General features: G+C 68.7%; 17 protein-coding genes and 1 tRNA gene. 10 read left to right on the top strand and 8 right to left on the bottom strand.

From position 1 onward, the window contains the following. Nucleotides 1-163: 163 nt before the first annotated feature. The 7 genes from tsaE to ACE3OK_RS11405 all read left to right on the top strand — a co-directional run bounded on the left by tsaE (nt 164) and on the right by ACE3OK_RS11405 (nt 6,898). A complete protein-coding gene (tsaE, locus tag ACE3OK_RS11435; RefSeq protein ID WP_374249672.1) occupies nt 164-616 on the top strand; it encodes a tRNA (adenosine(37)-N6)-threonylcarbamoyltransferase complex ATPase subunit type 1 TsaE in 453 nt (150 codons plus the stop codon). A gap of 105 nt (nt 617-721) precedes the next feature. Beyond that, nucleotides 722-2,113: an N-acetylmuramoyl-L-alanine amidase gene (locus tag ACE3OK_RS11430; RefSeq protein ID WP_374249671.1), complete on the top strand. Its 1,392-nt coding sequence runs from the start codon at nt 722-724 to the stop codon at nt 2,111-2,113. Between the two features lie 23 nt (nt 2,114-2,136). After that, nucleotides 2,137-3,927, top strand: a complete 1,791-nt coding sequence (gene mutL / locus ACE3OK_RS11425) for a DNA mismatch repair endonuclease MutL (RefSeq protein WP_374249670.1) — start codon at nt 2,137-2,139, stop codon at nt 3,925-3,927. Continuing rightward, entirely contained in the window at nt 3,927-4,847 is a 921-nt protein-coding gene (locus tag ACE3OK_RS11420) for a DUF1684 domain-containing protein (protein WP_374249669.1), read from the top strand. Before mutL ends, ACE3OK_RS11420 begins: the two co-directional genes overlap by 1 nt. Nucleotides 4,848-4,878: 31 nt before the next feature. Continuing rightward, on the top strand, nt 4,879-5,838 hold the full coding sequence (locus ACE3OK_RS11415) for a TraB/GumN family protein (RefSeq protein ID WP_374249668.1): 960 nt from the start codon (nt 4,879-4,881) through the stop codon (nt 5,836-5,838). A gap of 56 nt (nt 5,839-5,894) precedes the next feature. Then, a tRNA-Ser gene (locus ACE3OK_RS11410) sits at nt 5,895-5,985 on the top strand. 208 nt (nt 5,986-6,193) lie between these two features. Then, nucleotides 6,194-6,898, top strand: a complete 705-nt coding sequence (locus ACE3OK_RS11405; protein WP_374249667.1) for a PP2C family serine/threonine-protein phosphatase — start codon at nt 6,194-6,196, stop codon at nt 6,896-6,898. A gap of 10 nt (nt 6,899-6,908) precedes the next feature. On the opposite strand, the gene dnaQ is transcribed toward ACE3OK_RS11405, so the two are convergent. The 3 genes from dnaQ to ACE3OK_RS11390 are packed head-to-tail and all read right to left on the bottom strand — an operon-like array spanning nt 6,909 to nt 8,748. After that, nucleotides 6,909-7,628, bottom strand: a complete 720-nt coding sequence (gene dnaQ, locus ACE3OK_RS11400) for a DNA polymerase III subunit epsilon (protein WP_374249666.1) — start codon at nt 7,626-7,628, stop codon at nt 6,909-6,911. Next, complete coding sequence (rnhA, locus tag ACE3OK_RS11395) at nt 7,628-8,086, bottom strand: ribonuclease HI (RefSeq protein WP_374249665.1); 459 nt, start codon at nt 8,084-8,086, stop codon at nt 7,628-7,630. Before rnhA ends, dnaQ begins: the two co-directional genes overlap by 1 nt. Next, nucleotides 8,083-8,748, bottom strand: coding sequence for a hypothetical protein (locus ACE3OK_RS11390; RefSeq protein WP_374249664.1), 666 nt, complete (start codon nt 8,746-8,748; stop codon nt 8,083-8,085). The genes rnhA and ACE3OK_RS11390 overlap by 4 nt, the downstream gene beginning before the upstream one ends. 46 nt (nt 8,749-8,794) lie before the next feature. Between ACE3OK_RS11390 and gloB the strand changes: the two genes are divergently transcribed. Continuing rightward, entirely contained in the window at nt 8,795-9,565 is a 771-nt protein-coding gene (gene gloB / locus ACE3OK_RS11385) for a hydroxyacylglutathione hydrolase (RefSeq protein ID WP_374249663.1), read from the top strand. 17 nt (nt 9,566-9,582) lie between these two features. On the opposite strand, the gene ACE3OK_RS11380 is transcribed toward gloB, so the two are convergent. Then, on the bottom strand, nt 9,583-11,943 hold the full coding sequence (locus tag ACE3OK_RS11380) for a penicillin acylase family protein (RefSeq protein WP_374249662.1): 2,361 nt from the start codon (nt 11,941-11,943) through the stop codon (nt 9,583-9,585). 262 nt (nt 11,944-12,205) lie between these two features. On the opposite strand from ACE3OK_RS11380, the gene asnB reads away from it, so the two are divergent. Beyond that, nucleotides 12,206-13,903, top strand: a complete 1,698-nt coding sequence (gene asnB / locus ACE3OK_RS11375; protein ID WP_374249661.1) for an asparagine synthase B — start codon at nt 12,206-12,208, stop codon at nt 13,901-13,903. Nucleotide 13,904: 1 nt separating this feature from the next. On the opposite strand, the gene ACE3OK_RS11370 is transcribed toward asnB, so the two are convergent. Next, on the bottom strand, nt 13,905-15,209 hold the full coding sequence (locus ACE3OK_RS11370; protein ID WP_374249660.1) for a diguanylate cyclase: 1,305 nt from the start codon (nt 15,207-15,209) through the stop codon (nt 13,905-13,907). Between the two features lie 203 nt (nt 15,210-15,412). Between ACE3OK_RS11370 and ACE3OK_RS11365 the strand changes: the two genes are divergently transcribed. Next, nucleotides 15,413-15,751 (top strand): hypothetical protein, encoded by a 339-nt coding sequence (locus tag ACE3OK_RS11365; protein ID WP_374249659.1) that lies wholly within the window; start codon nt 15,413-15,415, stop codon nt 15,749-15,751. Between the two features lie 53 nt (nt 15,752-15,804). Here the strand turns inward: ACE3OK_RS11365 and ACE3OK_RS11360 are convergent, their stop codons facing one another. The 3 genes from ACE3OK_RS11360 to ACE3OK_RS11350 are packed head-to-tail and all read right to left on the bottom strand — an operon-like array spanning nt 15,805 to nt 19,522. Continuing rightward, nucleotides 15,805-16,458, bottom strand: a complete 654-nt coding sequence (locus tag ACE3OK_RS11360) for a response regulator (protein WP_374249658.1) — start codon at nt 16,456-16,458, stop codon at nt 15,805-15,807. Further along, nucleotides 16,455-17,159 (bottom strand): sensor histidine kinase, encoded by a 705-nt coding sequence (locus tag ACE3OK_RS11355; protein WP_374249657.1) that lies wholly within the window; start codon nt 17,157-17,159, stop codon nt 16,455-16,457. The genes ACE3OK_RS11360 and ACE3OK_RS11355 overlap by 4 nt, the downstream gene beginning before the upstream one ends. Further along, nucleotides 17,156-19,522, bottom strand: coding sequence for a tetratricopeptide repeat protein (locus ACE3OK_RS11350; protein WP_374249656.1), 2,367 nt, complete (start codon nt 19,520-19,522; stop codon nt 17,156-17,158). The genes ACE3OK_RS11355 and ACE3OK_RS11350 overlap by 4 nt, the downstream gene beginning before the upstream one ends. Nucleotides 19,523-19,557 lie beyond the last annotated feature (35 nt).

The following is a 19,557-nucleotide window of genomic DNA, read 5'->3' as shown; positions in this document are numbered from 1 at the left end:
CATCAGCGGCGTGGACGTGGCCAACGCGCTGGCCTACGATCCGTTCGGGCGGCTGGCCAGCCACACAAAATCCGGCACCACCACCACCTACACGGTGAATGCGCTGGACCAGCGGATGGGCAAGAGCAACGCCTCCACCAACAGCCGTCTCGGCTTGACTTAGATGATCGAACTTCAACTCGAAGATACCGCCGCCACCGAAGCGCTGGGCGCGCGGCTGGCCCGGCAATTGCCGGCTCGTGCCGTTGCCCACCTGCACGGCGACCTCGGTGCCGGCAAGTCCACCCTGGCGCGCGCTCTGCTGCGGGCGCTCGGCGTCACCGGCACCATCCGCAGCCCCACCTACACCTTGGTGGAACAGTACGCGCTGCCTGCCGGTGGGTTGGCCCTGCATCTGGACCTGTACCGCATCGGCAATCCCGGCGAGCTGGAGTTCCTCGGTCTTGACCCGGCCGAGGCCCGGCTGTGGCTGGTGGAATGGCCGGAACGCGGGCAGGGCGGGCTGCCCATGGCCGACCTCGACATCCGCTTGGCGGTGGCCGGAGCCGGAAGGCAGTGCGTGCTCGCGCCACGGACCCCGGTGGGCCGACAGTGGCTGGAAGGGATGGGCGTGTAAGTTGCGGGAAACTGTTTTCTTCCGGTTGAGGAAAGTGGCGCAGGCCACGGATTCAAAAGGGAAAAATGCTTGCGAATTCGCGCAAGTGGTGATTTACTCCCGGTCATGCGCTTCCCGGGGCTCCGCCACAGCATTTGCCCGCTGGCCGTCTGGCTGGTGGCTGCGCTTGCGCCACGGGCTGCAAATGCATCTGAAATCAAGCAGTTGCGTATCGAAACCAGCGCCACCGGCACGCGCGCGGAACTGCATCTCGACAAGGCCGGCCCTTATCGCCTGATCCCGCTGGCGAACCCCGAGCGGTTGGCGGTGGACTTTCCCGGCACCCAGTTGGCACATGGCCTGGCGTTGCCGGCCAGCGCCGGCATGGTGAAGGGCGTGCGCACCGGCCAGCCCGTGCCGGGCACGGTGCGGGTGGTGTTCGATCTGGCCGCCAAGGTGCAGGCCATTCCCACCACGCTGGAAACCACCGCCAGTGGTTACACCCTGGTACTGGAATGGCCCGGCGACAACCCGGCCACGGCGAAGGTTGCGGTGGTGCCGGCCACCCCGCCGCCGCCGTCTCCGGACCCGATTGCCGAGATCGCCCGCAAACCGGCCCCGGCTTTGGTGGCAGCGGACCCGCACGCCTCGACGGGCGCAGGCCCGGCGGTGCCGACCCCGGCTCCCGCACTGCCCGCCGTGGTGCCGCGGGCGGCACGTCCGGCATTGCAGCCCGGCATGCGCCCACTGGTGGTGGCCATCGACGCCGGCCACGGTGGCCAGGACCCCGGCGCGCACGGGCTGAACGGTGCCCGCGAGAAGGACGTCACGCTGGCCATCGCCCGTGAACTGGCGCGGCAGGTCAATGCCACCCCCGGCCTGCGTGCGTACCTGACCCGCGATACCGACGTGTTCATCCCGCTGGAATACCGCGCCCGTCGCGCCAGCGCCAACAAGGCCGACATTTTCCTGTCGATTCATGCCGATGCCGCCGAAAACCGCAGCGCGCGCGGCTCTTCGGTCTACGTGTTGTCCACCCGCGGGGCGTCCTCGCAGCGCGCGCGCTGGCTGGCCGACAAGGAAAACGCCGCCGACGTGATTGGTGGCGGGCGTGTGCGGGTCTCCGACAACACCCTGACCTCGGTGCTGCTGGATCTCACCCAGAGCGGCAACATGAAGGCGTCCGAAGATGCCGCCGACCATGTACTGGGCGGGCTCAAGCGGGTGGGCAACAACCACAAGCCCGACATCGAGCGTGCCAATTTCGCGGTGCTGCGTACCTCCGACAAGATGCCGGCGATGCTGGTGGAAACCGCCTTCATTTCCAATCCGGATGAAGAAAAGCGCCTGACCGATCCCGCCTTCCAGCGCACGCTGGCCGCCGCGATCCTCGATGGCATCGACACCTACTTCTCGCGCCAGCCGCCGCCGGGCACCTTGTACGCGGCGCGCGCACAGGCCGCGCAGCCAGCGGCTGCGGATGCGCCCGCGCGCACCGGCATCGGCGGCAGCCGCTGACGGCCAGCCGTTACACTGCGCGGGTGAATATCCGCCAGCTTCCCGAAGTCCTCATCAACCAGATCGCCGCCGGCGAAGTCGTCGAGCGGCCCGCTTCGGTGGTCAAGGAACTGGTCGAAAACGCGCTGGACGCCGGTGCCAAACGCATCGACATCGACCTGGAGGAAGGCGGCATCCGCCTGATCCGCATCCGCGACGACGGCGGCGGCATCGCGCCGGAGGAGCTGCCGCTGGCGGTGAGCCGCCACGCCACCAGCAAGATCGCCTCCATCGACGACCTGGAAGCGGTGGCCACGCTGGGCTTCCGCGGCGAGGCGCTGCCGTCGGTGGCGTCGGTCAGCCGCTTCCGGCTCGCCTCGCGGCGGCGCGAGGCCCAGCACGGCGCCGAGCTGCGCATCGACGGCGGCAAGCTGGGCGAAGTCGCGCCGAACGCGCATCCGCACGGCACCACCGTCGAGGTGCGCGACCTGTTCTTCAACGTGCCGGCGCGGCGCAAGTTCCTGCGCGCCGAGCGCACCGAGCTGTCGCACATCGAGGACTGGCTGCGCACGCTGGCATTGGCGCGGCCCGACGTGGAGCTGCGCGTCACCCACAATGGCAAACCGTCGCGGCGCTGGAAGGGCGAGGGCGATCTGCTCTCGGAAGTGCGCCTGCACGAGGCGCTGGGCGAGGAGTTCGCGCGCAACGCGCTGCGCGTCGACCACGCCGGCGCCGGCATGCGCCTGCACGGCTGGATCGCGCAGCCGGCCTACAACCGCGCCAGCGCCGACCAGCAGTACCTGTACGTCAACGGCCGCAGCGTGCGCGACCGCAACGTCGCCCACGCGGTGCGGCAGGCCTACAGCGACGTGCTGTTCCACGGCCGCCACCCGGCCTACGTGCTGTTCCTGGAGCTGGACCCGCGCGGCGTCGACGTCAACGTGCACCCGGCCAAGCACGAGGTGCGCTTCCGCGAATCGCGCCTGGTCCACGATTTCGTCTATCGCACCCTGCACGCCGCGCTGGCCGACACCCGTGCCGGCAGCGTCGCCGCGCCCACGCCGCCGATGGCGGCCGGCGGCGGGGAGGCGCCGCGCTGGGCGATGCCCGCCGCGCCGCAGCAGCAGGCGATGGGCCTGCGGGTCGCCGATGCGCCCGCGGCCTACGCCGCGCTGTACGCACCGCGCGACGAGATGGCATCGCTGCCATCGGCACCGGTCATGCAGATGCCCGACGACGCGCCCGGCGGCATGCCGCCGCTGGGCTTCGCCGTCGCCCAGCTGCACGGCATCTACATCCTGGCCGAGGACGCCGACGGCCTCATCGTGGTCGACATGCACGCCGCGCACGAGCGCATCGGCTACGAGAAGCTGAAGGCCGCGCATGACGGTGCCGGCCTGCGCACGCAGCCGCTGCTGGTGCCCAGCAGTCTCGCCGTGTCCGAGCGCGAGGCCGACGTGGCCGAGCGCGAAGCGGAGACGCTGGCGCAGCTGGGCTTCGAGGTACAACGCAGCGGCCCGCAGTCGCTGCTGCTGCGCAGCGTGCCGGCGCTGTTGGCGCACGGCGACGTGGAGGCGCTGTTGCGCGATGTGCTCACCGACCTGCGCGAGCACGGCACCACGCGGCGCATCGCCGAGACCCGCGATGAACTGCTGGCGACCATGGCCTGCCACGGCGCGGTGCGCGCCAACCGCCGGCTCACGATTCCCGAGATGAACGCCCTGCTGCGCGAGATGGAAGCCACCGAGCGCTCCGGGCAATGCAACCACGGCCGTCCCACCTGGACGCGCTTCTCGCTGGCGGAGATGGACAAATGGTTCCTGCGCGGACGTTGATGCGGACGGCCACGTTGCTGGCCGGCGTGGCTCTGCTGGTTGCTTGCGGGCGCGATGCCGGCCCCAGCGCCGCCGAGCGTGCCGCACGGGCACGGGCCTTGGCGAACTACCAGACCGCGCAGGCCGCATGGCGTGCGCAACGCCTTGCCGAGCTGACCAAGCCCGATGGCTGGACCAGCCTGATCGGGCTGGAACGCCTGGAGCCCGGCGTGCACCGCGTGGGCAGCGGTGTCGACAACGGCATCCGCCTGCGCATGGGGCCACCGCATCTGGGCTTGTTCACCGTGCAGCAGGGCCGGGTCGCCTTTCGCGCCGATGCCGATGTCACCCTCAATGGGGTGCCGGGCCGGGGTGGCAACGTGCGCAGCGATGCCGATGCTGGCGGGCCGGATGTCATCGGCTTCGATGCCGGCAAGGGCCTGGCCACGGTGATCCGGCGCGGCGACACCCTGTTGCTGCGGGTGCGCCATGCCGATGCCGACAGCCGCCTGCGTTTCACCGGCCTGCAATACTGGCCGGGCGGGCGCGGCTGGCAGGTGGTGGCGCGCTTCGTGCCGCATCCCGCCGGCAAGACCTTGCCGATCGGCAACATCATCGGCGTGGTGCAGGACATCCCCAACCCCGGTGCGGTGGAATTCACCCGTGACGGCAGGGCGTATCGCATCGAGGCACTGGACGAGGGCGAGGGCGGGCTGTTCCTGGTGTTCGCCGACCGCACCAGCGGCCACGGCAGCTACGGCGCCGGGCGCTTCCTCGATGCCGCCAAACCCGACGCCAAGGGCCGCGTGCTGCTGGATTTCAACCGCGCCTACAATCCGCCGTGCGCGTTCACGCCGTTCGCCACCTGTCCGTTGCCGCCACCGGAAAACCGGTTGGACCTGCGCGTGGAGGCAGGCGAGAAGGCCTATCGCAAACCCTGACAACCTTTCATCCAACGCCAAGGACGACACCATGAAATCGCTACTGCTGGCCATCGCATTGACCGCACTGCTGGTCCCCGCCACCCGGGCCGGCCAGGCCGCCCCCGCGCCTGCCAGCACGTCGAGCACGACGAGTGCGACGGCCCCTGCGGCGACCCGCCACGCCTTGCTGTGGAAAGTGTCGGATGCCGACAGCGCGGTGTACCTGCTGGGCGCGTTCCACCTGCTCAAGCAGGACGACTACCCGCTGCCGGCCGAAGTGGACCGTGCCTTCGACGACAGTGCCGCGTTGCTGTTCGAGGTGGACCCGGCGGCGATGACCGCGCCGGAGACCGTGGTGGCGATGCAGAAATACATGGGGTACGACAATGGCAAAACCCTGAGCACGGTGCTGCCCAAGGCCACGCTGGACAAGCTGGGGACCCTGTTGTCCGCCAGCGGCGGCACCCTGCAAGCGGTGGAGCACAGCGAGCCGTGGGCGGTGAACCTGGGGCTGCTGCTGGGGGTGACCCAGGCGATGGGCTTCCGCCCGGAACTGGGGCTGGACCGCCAGCTGATGGAGCGCGCCGGCAAGGCCGGCAAGCCGGCGGCGGGGCTGGAAACCATCGACGAACAATTGCAGGCGATGGACAGCGCGCCCTACGCGGAGCAGGCGCAGGGGCTGGAGGAGTTCCTCGACGACCCGCGCAAGGCCGTGCGCCAATTGCAGGACATGCACGACTGGTGGCGTGCCGGCGACGTGACCCGGCTGGATACCGACATGCGCGCGGAGATGGCACGCAAGACCCCCGAGAGCTATCGCCTGCTGGACGTGGCGCGCAACGACGCCTGGTTGCCCAAGGTGGAAAAGCGACTGGCCGAGGACAGGAAAACCAACACGCTGGTGGTGGTCGGTGCGCTGCACCTGCTCGGCAGCGACGGGCTGGTGGAAAAGCTGCGGGCCCGGGGGTACCGGGTCGAGCGCGTGTGTGACGGCTGCGCAGCACCCTGATCGCGGCGCGTCTTGCCGCGATCTTCGCGCCCCGGTATCATTCGCAGCCCACTTCCGGAGAGGTGGCAGAGCGGTTGAATGTACCTGACTCGAAATCAGGCGTAGGTTTATAGCCTACCGAGGGTTCGAATCCCTCCCTCTCCGCCAGCTACGCAAAGCGCCCCGCAAGGGGCGTTTCGCATTTCTGAGTCACCCGTGATTCGCGACGTGCGTCAACCCACCCCCCACTTTCGACACAAGCCGGGCGCGCTTCCCGGGTGCACCATGAACCCTCACGTGCGGCACCCTGTGGCAACGTCCGGTTTGCGTGCATGATCCCGTTTTCCCCTACAAGCCCCGGACGCCCGCCGCACGCATGATCGAATTCGGACACCTGACCCACGTCGGCTTGCGGCGCGAGTTGAACGAGGACACCTACTACGGCGACAGCGACCTGGGGCTGTGGCTGGTGGCCGACGGCATGGGCGGCCACGAGTACGGCGAGGTGGCCAGCGCGCTGGCACGCGAGGCCATCGTCCGCGAGATTCGCGCCGGCAATACGCTGGCCGGGGCGATCCGGGTGGCGGATGAGGAGATCATCCGCTGCTCGCGGCGTCGCGGCGACAGCCTGCCGATGGGCACCACCGTGGTGGTCGCAAGGGTCAATGGTGCCCGCTTCGAGGTGGCCTGGGTGGGCGACAGCCGGGTGTATCTGTGGCGTGATGGCGCGCTCACGCAGATTTCGCACGACCACAGTTACGTGCAGGAGTTGATCGCCCAAGGGGCCATCAGTGCCGACCAGGCGCGCAGCCACCCGCATCGCAACGTGGTCACGCAGGCGTTGGGCGTCACCGCGCCCGAGCAGTTGAACGTGGAAACCCTGACCGGCGAATTGCGCACCGGAATGCAGTTGCTGCTGTGCAGCGACGGACTGACCGAGGAAGTGGAGGATCGCCAGATTGCGCAGGTGCTGGCGCACCACGAGTGCAGCGCGCAGGAATGCGTGGATGGGCTGGTGGCGGCGGCCCTGGACGGCGGTGGTTCCGACAACGTGACGGTGATCCTGGTACGCCGCCACTGACGGCGCGGCGTCAGGCGTTTTCCGCTTCCAGCTCCAGCCACAGGCAACGGCCGGCTTTTTTCTGCAAGCCCGCCAGCCGCTCGGCATGCGCGCGGGCTTCGTCGTCGCCGATGCGCACGCGCGGACGCTGGCCGGCATCGCCCACCGGCACCGCCATCGCCACCTGCGCCGCGGCCGTCTGCTGCGCGGGCCCGGCGTCGAAGCCGATTTCACCCTGGCCGGAGGTCAGCGCCAGGTACACGTCCATCAGGATCTGCGCATCCAGCAATGCGCCGTGCAGCTGGCGTTGCGAGTTGTCCACGCCCAGTCGCTTGCACAAGGCATCCAGCGAATTGCGCTGCCCGGGATAGCGCTTGCGCGCCATCAGCAGGGTGTCTTCCACCGTGCAGCGCTCGAGGATGCTGCCGCGGCCTTCCAGCCGGGCCAGTTCGGCATCGAGGAAGCCCAGGTCGAACGCGGCGTTGTGGATGACGAGCTCGGCGCCGTCGATGAAGGCGAGGAATTCATCGGCGACGTCGGCAAAGCGCGGCTTGTCGGCCAGGAATTCCAGGGTCAGCCCGGTGACTTCCTGCGCGCCCTGCTCGAACTCCCGGTCCGGGTTCAGGTAGCAGTGGAAAGTGCGCCCGCTGGGGCGACGCTCCAGCAGTTCCACGCAGCCGATTTCCACCACCCGGTTACCCTTGCGCCATTCCAGGCCGGTGGTTTCGGTATCGAGAATGACTTGCCGCATCAGCCTGCCTGTTCCTTGCAAATGAGGGCCTGTGCGCGCGCCAACTGGTCCACGCGCTCGTTGTCGGGATGCCCGGCATGGCCTTTGACCCAGCGCCAGTCCACCACATGCCGTGCCGCTGCGGCATGCAGGCGTTCCCACAGGTCGCGGTTCTTGACCGGCTCGCCGCCGGCGGTTTTCCAGCCGCGGCGCAGCCAGCCGGCCATCCACTCGGTGATGCCCTGGCGGACGTATTGCGAGTCGGTGGTCAGCACCACGTCGCAGGGTTCCTTGAGGGTTTCCAGTGCGGCGATGGCGGCCATCAATTCCATCCGGTTGTTGGTGGTGGCGGCCTCGCCGCCGGCCAGTTCGCGCTCGATGCCGCGCCAGCGCAGCAGGGCGGCCCAGCCCCCCGGCCCGGGATTCCCCAGGCAGGCACCATCGGTATGCACGTCCACCTGCTTGCGTGCCGGAGTCATGCCGGGGTTCCGGTTTGCCAACCAAGCGGGCGTGGTTGGCGCAACGGGGTCAGTGGGTGTACCCGCTTCTGGGCGCGCAGCAGAAAGGCCGCGCGCAGGCCGGCACCGTCCTGTTCCCCGGCCGCAGCGGCGATGTCCCAGCGCGGCCCCACGCCCTGCGACACGGCTTCCGGCGCCAGGCCCGCCGCGCGCAGGCGGCGACGCCAGGTGATCGGTTCGCGCGCGGACAGGCCTTGCCCGCGCCAGCGCAGCCGGTAGGGCGACAGCGGGTTGAGCGCCAGCAGCCACACCCAGCCACCCGGCAGCAGGACCCGCGTGCACTCTTCCAGCAGGCTCGCCGCAGTGGCGTCGATGTCGCCGGCGTGTTGCACCACGATGGTGGCGCAGCAGTCATTGGCCAGCGGCAATGGCAACCCGCAGCGCAGCCCGCCGGTGTAGCCGGCGGCGGGTGCAGGATGCAGGCGCAGCAGCACCCCGGTGGTGGCTCCCCCGGGCAGCGGCGTGGCGTGCGGCCCCAGCCACAGCAGTGGCTGCCCGGGACGCTGGTGCAGGGCATCGGCCACGCAACCGGCTTCGCTGGCCAGCAGGGCCTGGCCCGCAGCGCTGGTGAACCAGGCCACGGCGGCGGGTTCGGGTTGACGCGGGAAGGCGGGTGACGGCATGGTCGTGATTTTGCGGGAAAGCCCGCGCGCCGTCACCGCCGGAAACATGGAACTGCTGCCGATCCCCGCTTTCGATGACAACTACATCTGGTTGCTGCGCGATCCGACGGGCCGCGCCCTGGTGGTCGATCCGGGTGACGCGACGCCGGTGCTGGAGGCGCTGGGCGATTCTCCGCCTCCCCACGCCATCCTTGTCACCCACCACCACGGCGATCACATCGGCGGGGTGGAGGCGTTGCTGCGACGGTGGCCCGGCACGCCGGTGCACGCGCCGCAGGATGCGCGCATTCCCGTGGCCAGCCAGCGGGTTGCGGAGGGTGACAGCCTCGCCATCGGCCCTTGGCGATTCCATGTGCTGGCGGTTCCCGGGCATACCCGCAGCCATGTGGCCTATCACGGCGAAGGCCTGTTGTTCTGCGGCGACACCCTGTTCAGTCTCGGCTGCGGGCGGATGTTCGAAGGCACGCCGGCACAGATGCATGCGTCACTGATGCGGCTGGCTGCGCTGCCGGGCGATCTGCGGATCTGTTGCGCGCACGAATACACGCTGGCCAATGCCGCTTTCGCGCTGGCGGTGGAGCCGGACAACCCCGCCCTGCTGGCATGTAGCGCCAACGCCAGGGCGTTGCGGGCCGATGGCCGGCCCAGCCTGCCCACCCGCATGGCCGACGAGCGTGCCTGCAACCCGTTCCTGCGCTGCGCGGAACCGGCGGTGCGGGCGGCGGCGCAGGCCCGTGCGGGCAGGCCGTTGGTGGGCGATGCCGAGGTCTTCGGCGTACTGCGCGAATGGAAAAACGCGTTCCGCCCACCTGCCTGAGGACACCGTATCCGGGGTCAGCGGGCGGGCGGAGCCAGGATCAGCGTGTGGCGCACCGGGCCAGGCAGGAACGGCGTGGGTTTGCCCTGCACCCAGGCTGCATGGCCGGCACCCCAGAACGGCGAGAGCGGGTGGCCGCTTTGCCCGCCGGGCATGTGGAAATAGCCGTCGGCTTCGTGGCCGGGGGACACCACCATGCGCTCGGATGCGCCGAAAGAAGGCCCGGTGACGCGTGGCATGTTGCCGTCGCCGGCCAATGGCTCGGCGGGCATGCACAGCCACGGTTTGGCGAAGGGGATGGCGGCGGCCAACGGGTGGCAGATGGCGGCGGTATTGCGTTCGCCCCAGGTGCGCTGCGGCAACGGGCCGTGCGCTTGCAGGTCGTTGCGGACGTCGGTGGCCGCGTCTTCGAACAGCGCGCCCCAGCTGGCGAACCGGCGCGGCAGCAGGTTGTCCGGGCGTTGCGTCACCAGTGGCCAGACGATGCCTTCCAACTGTGGCAGGTCGGGCATGATGAAGTCCTTGCCCAGCGCGACCCGCGCCGGTGCGGTGAGGCCATCGGCAATCCGCTTGTGCACCGCCAGCCGCCATGCGCGCACGATGCGGTAACTCACCGAATCCACCGCGGCGCGGCCGTCCCACCTGCTTGCGGCGCGTGCCAGTGCTTGCATGGCCGGTGTCCTGCCGGCGGCGGCGCGGTCTTGCAGCAGGTGTTGCCACGGCGTCAGCAGGACGGCGCGGTCATCCAGCTGGATGTCCAGCAGGTCACGTTCGTTGAAGCGGTTGCGGGCCTGCAAATCGTCGCGAATCTGTGCTTGGCGTGCGCCCAACGTGTAGCCGCCATCGCCCACCTTCGCCAGCGCCGCACCGTCCAGCACGCGGGCATTGGCGGTCCACAGGCGGTCGTGCGTGGGCGAGCGCAGCAACGGGTTGTCGCGTGCCGATTGCGACCACGGCGGGCAATCTTCTTTGCGTGGATCTTCCACACTGGCAGCCAGCGTGCAGCTGGCTGCGCGTTGCGGAACCGGCCCCAGCAGCCGCCAGACGATGTTGCCGTGCGCATCGCCCAGCAGCAGGTTCTGGGTGGGCATGCCGATGGTTTGCGCGATGTTCAACGCGTCCCCCAGCGTGCCGGCGGCGGCGAATTTCGACAGCCCCAGGTTGATCGCACCGGGTAGCTGCGCCGACCAACGCAGGCTGAGCACGCGGCCATCGGGCTGGCGTTCGGCGATCGGGCCCCAGGCGGTTTCGTCCACCGGGAAATCGACCGGCTTGCCGTGGGCAACATCAAGACGTTCCCGATGCCGGGTGACTGCGGCGCAGCCTTGCGCGGCGGGTGCGCCGCAGGGTTGTTCCAGCTTCCAGTCCATCGTGTCGATGTAGCTGTTGGTGAAGCCCCAGGCCAGGTGCCCGTTGCTGCCGGCGACGACCAGCGGCAGGCCGGGCAGGGTGACGCCTTGCACGTCCACGCGCCCGCCGGGAGCGCGGGGGTCGGGGTAGCGCAGGCGTGCGCGGAACCAGATGTTGGGCGCACGCAGGGTCAGGTGCATGTCGTCGGCGAGGATGGCGCGGCCGTCGCGGGTAAGGGTGCCGGCCACCGCGAAGTTGTTGCTGCCGGGGCTGCCTTTGGCTTCCGGGCTGGCGCGGCCCTGATGGTCATCGGCCAAGCTGCGCAGGTTCACCGCGTCCGGCCCGGGCAGCACCGCATCGCCGCGTGCGGCCCCTTCCAGCGGTGCATCCCAACGGCTACCGTCGTGGGCCAGCAGCGCGTACAACGCCGGCGGCACATGCGGCTGCATGCGCCATAGCGCCAGCTCGCTCTTGTCTTCGCCGCCTTGCAGGTCGAAATACATCGCGAAGGCCGCCAACGGGGTGTCTTCGGCACGCCACGGCTGCGGCGTTTCGCGCAGCAGCAGGTAGGGCCACGGACGCACCCGCAGCGCGGCCAGGCCGGCATTCACGCCGGCCACGTACGCATCCAGCTGGGCACGCTTGTCGCCGGCGATCGCGGGTAGTTGCTGTTGCACCCGTGCCCGCAGGCGGTGCAGGCGGTGCTGCTTGTCCACCTCCAGCGCCTTCGGGCCGACCAGTGCCGCCAGTTCACCGGCGGCGCTGCGGCGCATCAGGTCCATTTCGAAATAACGTTCCTGCGCGTGCACGTAGCCCAGTGCACGCAGGGCGTCGGATTCGTTGGCGGCATCGATCGTGACGGTGCCGTTGGCATCGCGGCTGAGGCTGACGGCAGCCGACAGCCCCGGCAGGCGCACCTGCCCCTCCAGCTGCGGCAAGCTGCCATGCAGCAGCCACCAGCCGCCGGCCAGCGTGGTGCCAACCCCCAGCAGCAACACCCCGGCAAACCGCTTGAACGCTGCGCGCATCGTGTGTCCGAACCTTGCGTGGATGAAGTTGCATGCAAAACCGTCACTTGCACGATGGCAGGGAGTTGGTGCACGATCAACCCATGCACGCCGCCTTCGCCAACACCAACAATCGCAACCGCAACAATCGCGGCACGAACATTCGTGCGCGGCTGCGGGCCCGCGCATAGGCAAGGCAAGACAGCCGGATACCAGCAAAGCCCGCCTCGCAAGAGGCGGGCTTTTTCGTTTTCCCCTTCCCCACGCCCTTCAGGACTTCGCCATGTGTTCGATCTTCGGGATCTTCGGCCTGCAATCCCTCGATGAAAGCCGGTCACTGCGCCGCGAGGCGCTGGAACGCTCCGCCCGCCAGCGCCACCGTGGCCCGGATTGGAGTGGCGTGTACCTCGATGCCGGCGCGTTGCTGGTCCACGAGCGATTGGCGATCGTCGATCCGGCCGGCGGTGCGCAGCCGTTGCTGTCGGAGGACGGCGGCCTGGCGCTGGCGGTGAACGGCGAGATCTACAACCACCGCGCGCTGAAGAAGGGGTTGCAGCAACCCTATGCGTTCCAGACCGAATCCGATTGCGAGGTCATCAACGCGCTGTACCGCGAGGATGAACCAGCCTCCTTCCTCAATCGCCTCAACGGCATCTTCGCGTTCGCACTTTGGGACCGCGAAAAAGGCCGCGCGATCATCGCCCGCGACCCCATCGGCGTGGTGCCGCTGTACTGGGGCCACGATGCGCAGGGGCGGCTGCGGGTGGCGTCGGAGATGAAGGCGCTGGCCGACGATTGCGCCGACGTGGCGCAGTTCCCGCCCGGGCATTGGTACGACACCGCGACCGGCGCACTGACGCAGTACTACGCGCGCCCGTGGCGCGACTACGACGCGGTGGCAGGCGTCGAGGTGCCGCTGGCCGAACTGCGCGAAGCGTTCGAGGCGGCCGTGCATCGCCAGTTGATGACCGACGTGCCCTATGGCGTGCTGCTGTCGGGCGGCCTGGATTCGTCGCTGGTGGCGGCGGTGGCGGCGCGCTACGCCCGCCACCGGATCGAGGACGGCGACCGGTCCGAGGCGTGGTGGCCGCGCCTGCACAGCTTCGCCATCGGCCTGAAGGGCTCGCCCGACCTCGCTGCGGCGAAGGTGGCGGCGGACATGCTGGGCACGGTTCACCACGGCTTCGAATACACCTTCGAGGAAGGGCTCGACGCGCTGCCGGAAGTGATCCGGCACATCGAAAGCTATGACGTCACCACCATCCGCGCTTCGACGCCGATGTTCCTGCTGGCCCGCCGGATCAAGGCGATGGGGGTGAAGATGGTGCTCTCCGGCGAGGGCAGCGACGAGGTGTTCGGCGGCTACCTGTACTTCCACAAGGCGCCCAATGCGCGCGAGTTCCACGCGGAACTGGTGCGCAAGCTCGATGCGCTGTGCAACTACGACTGCCTGCGCGCCAACAAGTCGATGATGGCCTGGGGGGTGGAGCCGCGGGTGCCGTTCCTGGACCGCGAGTTCCTGGACGTGGCAATGCGCATGGACGCCGCGCACAAGATGGTGCGCAAGGGCGATGGCGGCCCGCAGCGGATGGAGAAAGGCGTGCTGCGCGCGGCGTTCGAGGGCTACCTGCCACCGGAAATCCTGTGGCGGCAGAAGGAGCAGTTCAGCGATGGCGTGGGCTATGGCTGGATCGACGGGCTGAAGGCGCACGCCGAGGCGCAGGTGAGCGATCGCGAGTTGGCGGCCGCCGACAAGCGCTTTCCGGTGAATCCGCCGCAGACCAAGGAAGCCTATTTCTATCGCACGCTGTTCGAGCGGATTTACCCATCGCCGGCAGCGGCGGAAACGGTGCCGGGTGGGAAGTCGATCGCCTGTTCGTCACCGGCGGCGATTGCATGGGACGCCAGCTTTGCGACCATGGCCGATCCGTCGGGCCGCGCGGTGGCGGGCGTGCACGCGGCGGCGGTGACGGAGGTCTGATCTATTCCGGATCGAACCCGCGTACCTGGTTGCGGCCGCCGGCCTTGGCCAGGTACAGGTGGCGGTCGGCTTCGCCCAGCAGTTTGTGCAGGGTGGAAAATTCCACCGAGCGGCGGCAGGCACCGATGCTGATGGTGATCTTCAAGGGCCTGCCGCTGATGTCGATGCACATGGCCTCCACCGCCTTGCGCAACGCCTCCAGGTGCTGGTGCGCAGCTTCGGCATCGAGGCCATGCACCAGCATGCAGAATTCCTCGCCGCCGAAACGGCCGCTGTAGTCGCCGGGGCGAGTGTGTGCAAGCAGGGTCTGGGCCATGGCGCGCAGCGCCTGGTCGCCGGCCTCGTGGCCGTAACTGTCGTTGACGTGCTTGAAGTGGTCGATGTCGAGGATCGACACGGTGATGTCGTCGCTTTTGCTCTGGGCGAGGAGTCTTTCGCTTTGTTCGAGGAAGCTGCGACGGTTGGGCAGGCCGGTGAGGAAGTCGCGGGTGGCCAGGTCCTGCAAGGTACCGATCAATTCCAGCTGTTCGACGTTCTGTGACACGCGGCAGAAGAATTCCTCGCGCGAAAACGGCTTGCGCAGGAAGTCGTTGGCACCGCTCTTGAGAAAGCGCGGGATCAGCGAGGCATCGGTGCTGCCGGAGACGCCGATCACCGCCATGCGGTCGCGTGCGCGCAGCTGGCGCAGGCGGCGGGTCAGTTCGATGCCGTCCATGGTCGGCATTTCCTGGTCGACGATGCACAGGCGGATGCTGGGATCCGCCTCCACCGTGCGCAGCGCGGAGTTGCCGTCGGCCACGCTGGCCACGCGGTAGCCCTGCACCGCCAGCAGCGAGGAAATGAAGGAGCGCGAGGACAGTTGGTCATCCACCACCAGCGCGCTGATCCGGCGGTTGCGCTCCAGCCGCTGCACCAGCCAGACCAGGTAGTCGATGCTGTCGGGCGTGCTTTTCAGCACGTAGTCGATGATTTGCTGCTGCAGGGCGCGTTTGCGCAGTTCCTCGTCGTAGACGCCGCTGACCACGATGGTGGACAGGTTGCGGGCATTGAAGAAGTCGAGGATCTGGTCGCGGTCGCCGTCGGCCAGCACCATGCCGGTCAGGACCAGGAACCAGTCATCCTGCGCATCCAGCAAGGCGCGCGCTTCGGCGAGGCTGCTGGCCACGCTGACCGGCAGCTCCACGCGTTGTTCGATGGCTTCGCGCAGCATCGAGGTGTAGGCGCGCGAGTTTTCCACCAGCAGGACGCGTTGCGGCAGGGGTGCGTCGGGTTGTCCGGGATGTGGAAAAGCGGATCCAAGCGGCATCGACAGATTTCCGGGAATGGGCGCTGCTTCGCTGATTGCCTTTTATTTACCACAGAATGCGGGAGCGACCGCTGATGCAACCGGGACGCGCTTGCAGGAAGATGACGGAATCGTCATGTTGCGACCATTTCGCGGCAGGCCGGGCCGTAGCACGATGGCGTTGGCCGATGTGGCCCCCTTCTTCCATCGCCTCCGGAGTTCCCATGAAGACGCTTCTGCAATCCGTTGCCCTGGCTGGCCTGGTGCTGTTTGCCGCGCAAGCCGTTGCGGGTGTTCCTGCATCCCCCACGAAACCGATGCCGGCTGCGGCCGCCAAGCCCGCGACAGCAGGCAAGCGGGCCCAGTGCCGTGATGCCAAGGGCAAGTTCATTGCCTGTCCGGCAGCGGTGGCGGCCCCAGCGAAGAAGGCCTGCCGCGATGCCAATGGCAAGTTCAGCAAGTGCGAGCCGGCTGCCGCACCAGCCACGGTTGCAACGGCCAAACCCGCCGCCAGGCCTGACAGCAAGCCCGCGGCCAAGCCCGCCAGCAAGCCCGCCGGCTGAGACGGATGCATCGTGGCGAGGGCGCAGGCCAAGCCTGTGCCCTCGTGGCGGTGTCAGGGCCGCACCAGGCCCATGCGCGCGGCCTCCAGCGTGGCTTCGGCGCGGCTGTTGACGTTGAGCTTGCGGTAGATGTTTTTCAGGTGGTCGGACACGGTGTGCCGGCTGATCTGCAGCTTTTCCGCCAATTCCGGCAGGCGGCAGCCCTTGCTGACCAGGACCAGCACGTCGCGTTCGCGTGCGGTCAGGGCCTCGGCATCGGTGGCGGCGTCTCCCGGCAGGTGGAATTCGCGCAGCAGGCGCTGGGCGATGGCTGGCGACAGCGGCGGCTCGCCGCGCAGGATGCCGTCCAGTGCGGCCGCCAGCCGGTCTTCCGGTTGATCCTTGAGCAGGTAGCCCTGGGCCCCGGCACGCAGGGCCGGGAACACGTGGGCATCGTCGCCGAACAGGGTGGTGACGACGATCGTGCAGGCCGGATGCTGCTGCGCCAGCGGGCGGATCAACTGGGTGCCGTCGCCATCCGGCAGGCCCAGGTCCACCAGCGCCAGCTGCGGCTGCAGGCCGGCATCCAGCAGGCGATGAGCTTCGGCCAGGCTGGCGGCATGGGCCACGGTGATGCCCGGGAAACGATCAAGCAACAGGGCTTGCAACCAGGCGGCGACATCGGCCAGGTCTTCCAGCAGCAGTGCGCAGGTGGGCATCGGGCTCATGGCGGGAGTGTCGCTGGCGTGGAGGCGGGTGGGCATCCCGTGGTTGCGGGGGCGGCGGGCAGCGGGAACCGCAGGTGGACCTTGGTGCCGCCCAAGGTGCCCTGCTGCCAATGGATGTCGCCGTGCAGCTCGTCCGCGCGCGAACGCATGCTGCGGGTGCCGCGCCCGTCGCCGATGCGCGCCGGGTCGAAGCGGCCATCATCGGTGACTTCGAAGATCAGGTCGCCGCCCACCCGGTCCACCACGATGCGCAGGCGTGCCGGTGCGGCATGGCGCAGGGCATTGGTGACCGATTCGCGGCCGATGCGGAACAGGTGCATGGCCTGCGCGCGGTCGAGCGGCGGGTCCGGCAGGTCATCGGCTTGTTGCCATTGCAATTCGATGGCGCGGGTGAGCAGGCGCTGTTCGGTTTCGTCGCGCAGTTGCGCCAGCACTTCCAGCAAGGTGCCTTCCACGCCGCGTTCGCGGGCGAGGATGCCGCGCAGGTCCTGGAGGATTTCCCGCACCAGTTGCTGCTCGCTGGCGGGAACGCGGTGCAGCAGGGTGAGCAGTGCGCTGCCGATGTCGTCGTGCAGGTCATCGAAGATGCGCTTGCGTTCCAGTTCCACCGCTTGCACCACGGCCAATTGCTGGTGCAGCTCTGCCACCGCCGGGGCTTGCGCGTTCGTGGCGGGCCGGGGCCGGACGAACCAGTGCTTCATGCATGGGCTCCCAGCGCAGCCAGGCGCGCGGCGTTCTTGCGGGTGCGGGCGTGGTCGGGGCCCAGCTTGGCTTCCAGGATGGCTTGGGCTTTTTGCAGCTCCACGCGGGCGGCAGCGGGCTGCCCGGCATTGGCCAGGATTTCGCCGTAATTGCTGCGGAAGATGCCGACGTAGGGGTGCTGCTCGCCAAGCGCGGTGCCGGCATCGGCCACCACCGCGCGCATGGTGGCGATGGCGTCGGTGTGCTTGCCGCGCTTGGACAGCAGCATCGCCAGGTTGCTGCGCGGTGCCAGCCGCTCGGGGTGCATCGGTCCGCCTTGCGCTTGCTGGATCGCCACGATTTCCCGCAGCTGTGCTTCCGCCGCATCGAGCTGGCCGAGGTCTTCCAGTGCATAGGCGCGCTGGTTCATCGCCATCAGGGTTTGCGCGCCATTCGGGCCGAAGCGTTCGCGCGTGCCTTGGATGAGTTCATCGAGCAACGGCATCGCGTCTTGCAGGGCACCGCGCTGGATCAGCAACCCGCTGAGGTTGTTGAGGGTGGCCAGCGTGCTGGGGCTCTCGTTGCCCAGTGCCGCGCGACGGGCGGCCAGGGTCTCGCGATAGATTGCTTCGGCTTGCGCGGTGTCGCCCAGGCGCTCCAGGATGCTGCCGAGCTGGTTGTGCGAATACAGGGTCAGGGGATGGTTCGGGCCGAGCATGGCCAAACGCTTCCGGTAGACCTCGCGTGCCAGCGGCGCGGCTTCGGCGAAGTCGCCACGAAGCTTGAGCATCGAGGCCTGGTTGTGCATCGCCGACACCCGCGAAGGGGCATTTTCAGGCAGGCTGGCGCGTGCGCGTGCCAAGGTGGAGGTGGCCACCTTGAAGGCGGCCTCGACGTCCCCGTTGGCTTCCAGCAATGAAGTCAGCGAGATGCCGGCATCCACTTCCTGCTGGGCATTTCCCTGCTTCCCGGCCTGGGCTTGCAGGGCACGCAAGGTGGTGATGGCGGCCCGGGATTGGCTGGCACCTGCGGCCTGTGCGGCATCGATGGCAATGGCTAGGGTGGCGGGGGATTCCGGGCCATAGAGGCGGGCGGCCAGCTGCCTGGCTTCGTTCAGGCGTGGTTGCGCGCGGTCCGGCTCGCCCATGTGCAGCAAGGCTGCACCCAGCGTCTTGGCCAGCGGCAGGCGCACCTCGGCGGGCAGGGTGGCGACGCGGCTCTGGTAGCCGGCATTGGTGCCCACCAGCCATTCGCGCACGCGGATGTCGCTGCCGGCCCCCAGTTCCGGGTCGGCCGACAGCAGCATATCGGTAAGGAAGCTGTTGACGCTGTCGCGTTCGGCCAGCCGCAGTTCGGCCGTGCGGCGCGCGTCGGCTTCGGCCATCGCCATGTGCACCGACACCACGGTGGCCAGCATCAGGGTGGCGGCGATCGCCGCGCCTGACCAGGCCAGTGCGCGGTGCCGGCGCACGAACAGGCGCAGCAGGTGGAAGGTGCCCGGTGGCGAGGCGGAGACCGGCAGCCCCTGCTGCCAGCGTTGCAGGTCATTGGCGAATTCGGCGGCGGAGCCGTAGCGGTCGTCCTGTTCGCGGGCGATGGCCTTCATCACCACGGTTTCCAGATCGCCGCGGTTCTCGCGGGAAATGCGGCCCAGCGGCACCGGCGGCGCGGCGTCGAGGATTTTCATTGCCGCCAGCAGCGACACCGCCGTGGTCAGCCCCGGGTGCGGCAATTGCCCGCCCAGCAGTTCGTAGGCAATCGCACCGAGGGCATAGACGTCCCAGCGCGGATCACTGGGCTGGCTGCCGTCCAGTTGTTGCGGGCTCATGTAGGGCAGGGTGCCCAGCACGCTGCCGGCCACCGTCATCCGGGTCAGGTCACTGCGGTCCAGTGCGGCGGCAATGCCGAAATCGATGATGTGCGGATGGTTGTCCGCATCCACCAGGATGTTGGAGGGCTTGATGTCGCGATGCACCACGCCGCGGGTATGCGCGAAGTGCACCGCCTGGCACAACTGCACCAGCAATGCCACGCAGTGGCGCGGGGCGGGACGGCTGCTGGCCCAGTCTTGCAGGGTGCGGCCCTCCACGTATTCCATCGCCAGCCAGTGCACGTTGCCGGTGGCGGTGGCCACGCTGCCGGACTCGTACAAGCGGGCGATGCCGGGGTGTTCCAGCATCGCCAGCAATTCCACTTCGCGGAAGAAGCGGGATTCCAGTTGCGGATCGGCCAGCGTGCCCTTGAGGATCTTCAGCGCGACCTTGCGCCTGGGGTGCGATTGCCGCGCCAGCCATACCATCCCGTGGCTGCCTTCGCCCAGTAGTTGCAGCAATTCGAACGGTCCGAATCTGCTGCCTGCGTGCAGCGAATCCCCGTCACCCATCGTGTTCCCCGTCTCCCCGGCGGTAGCCTCGATTG

The sequence above is a fragment of the Thermomonas sp. genome (genome assembly GCF_041905325.1).
Classification (GTDB): Bacteria; Pseudomonadota; Gammaproteobacteria; order Xanthomonadales; family Xanthomonadaceae; genus Thermomonas.
This window is presented reverse-complemented; position numbering and strand designations above follow the sequence as displayed.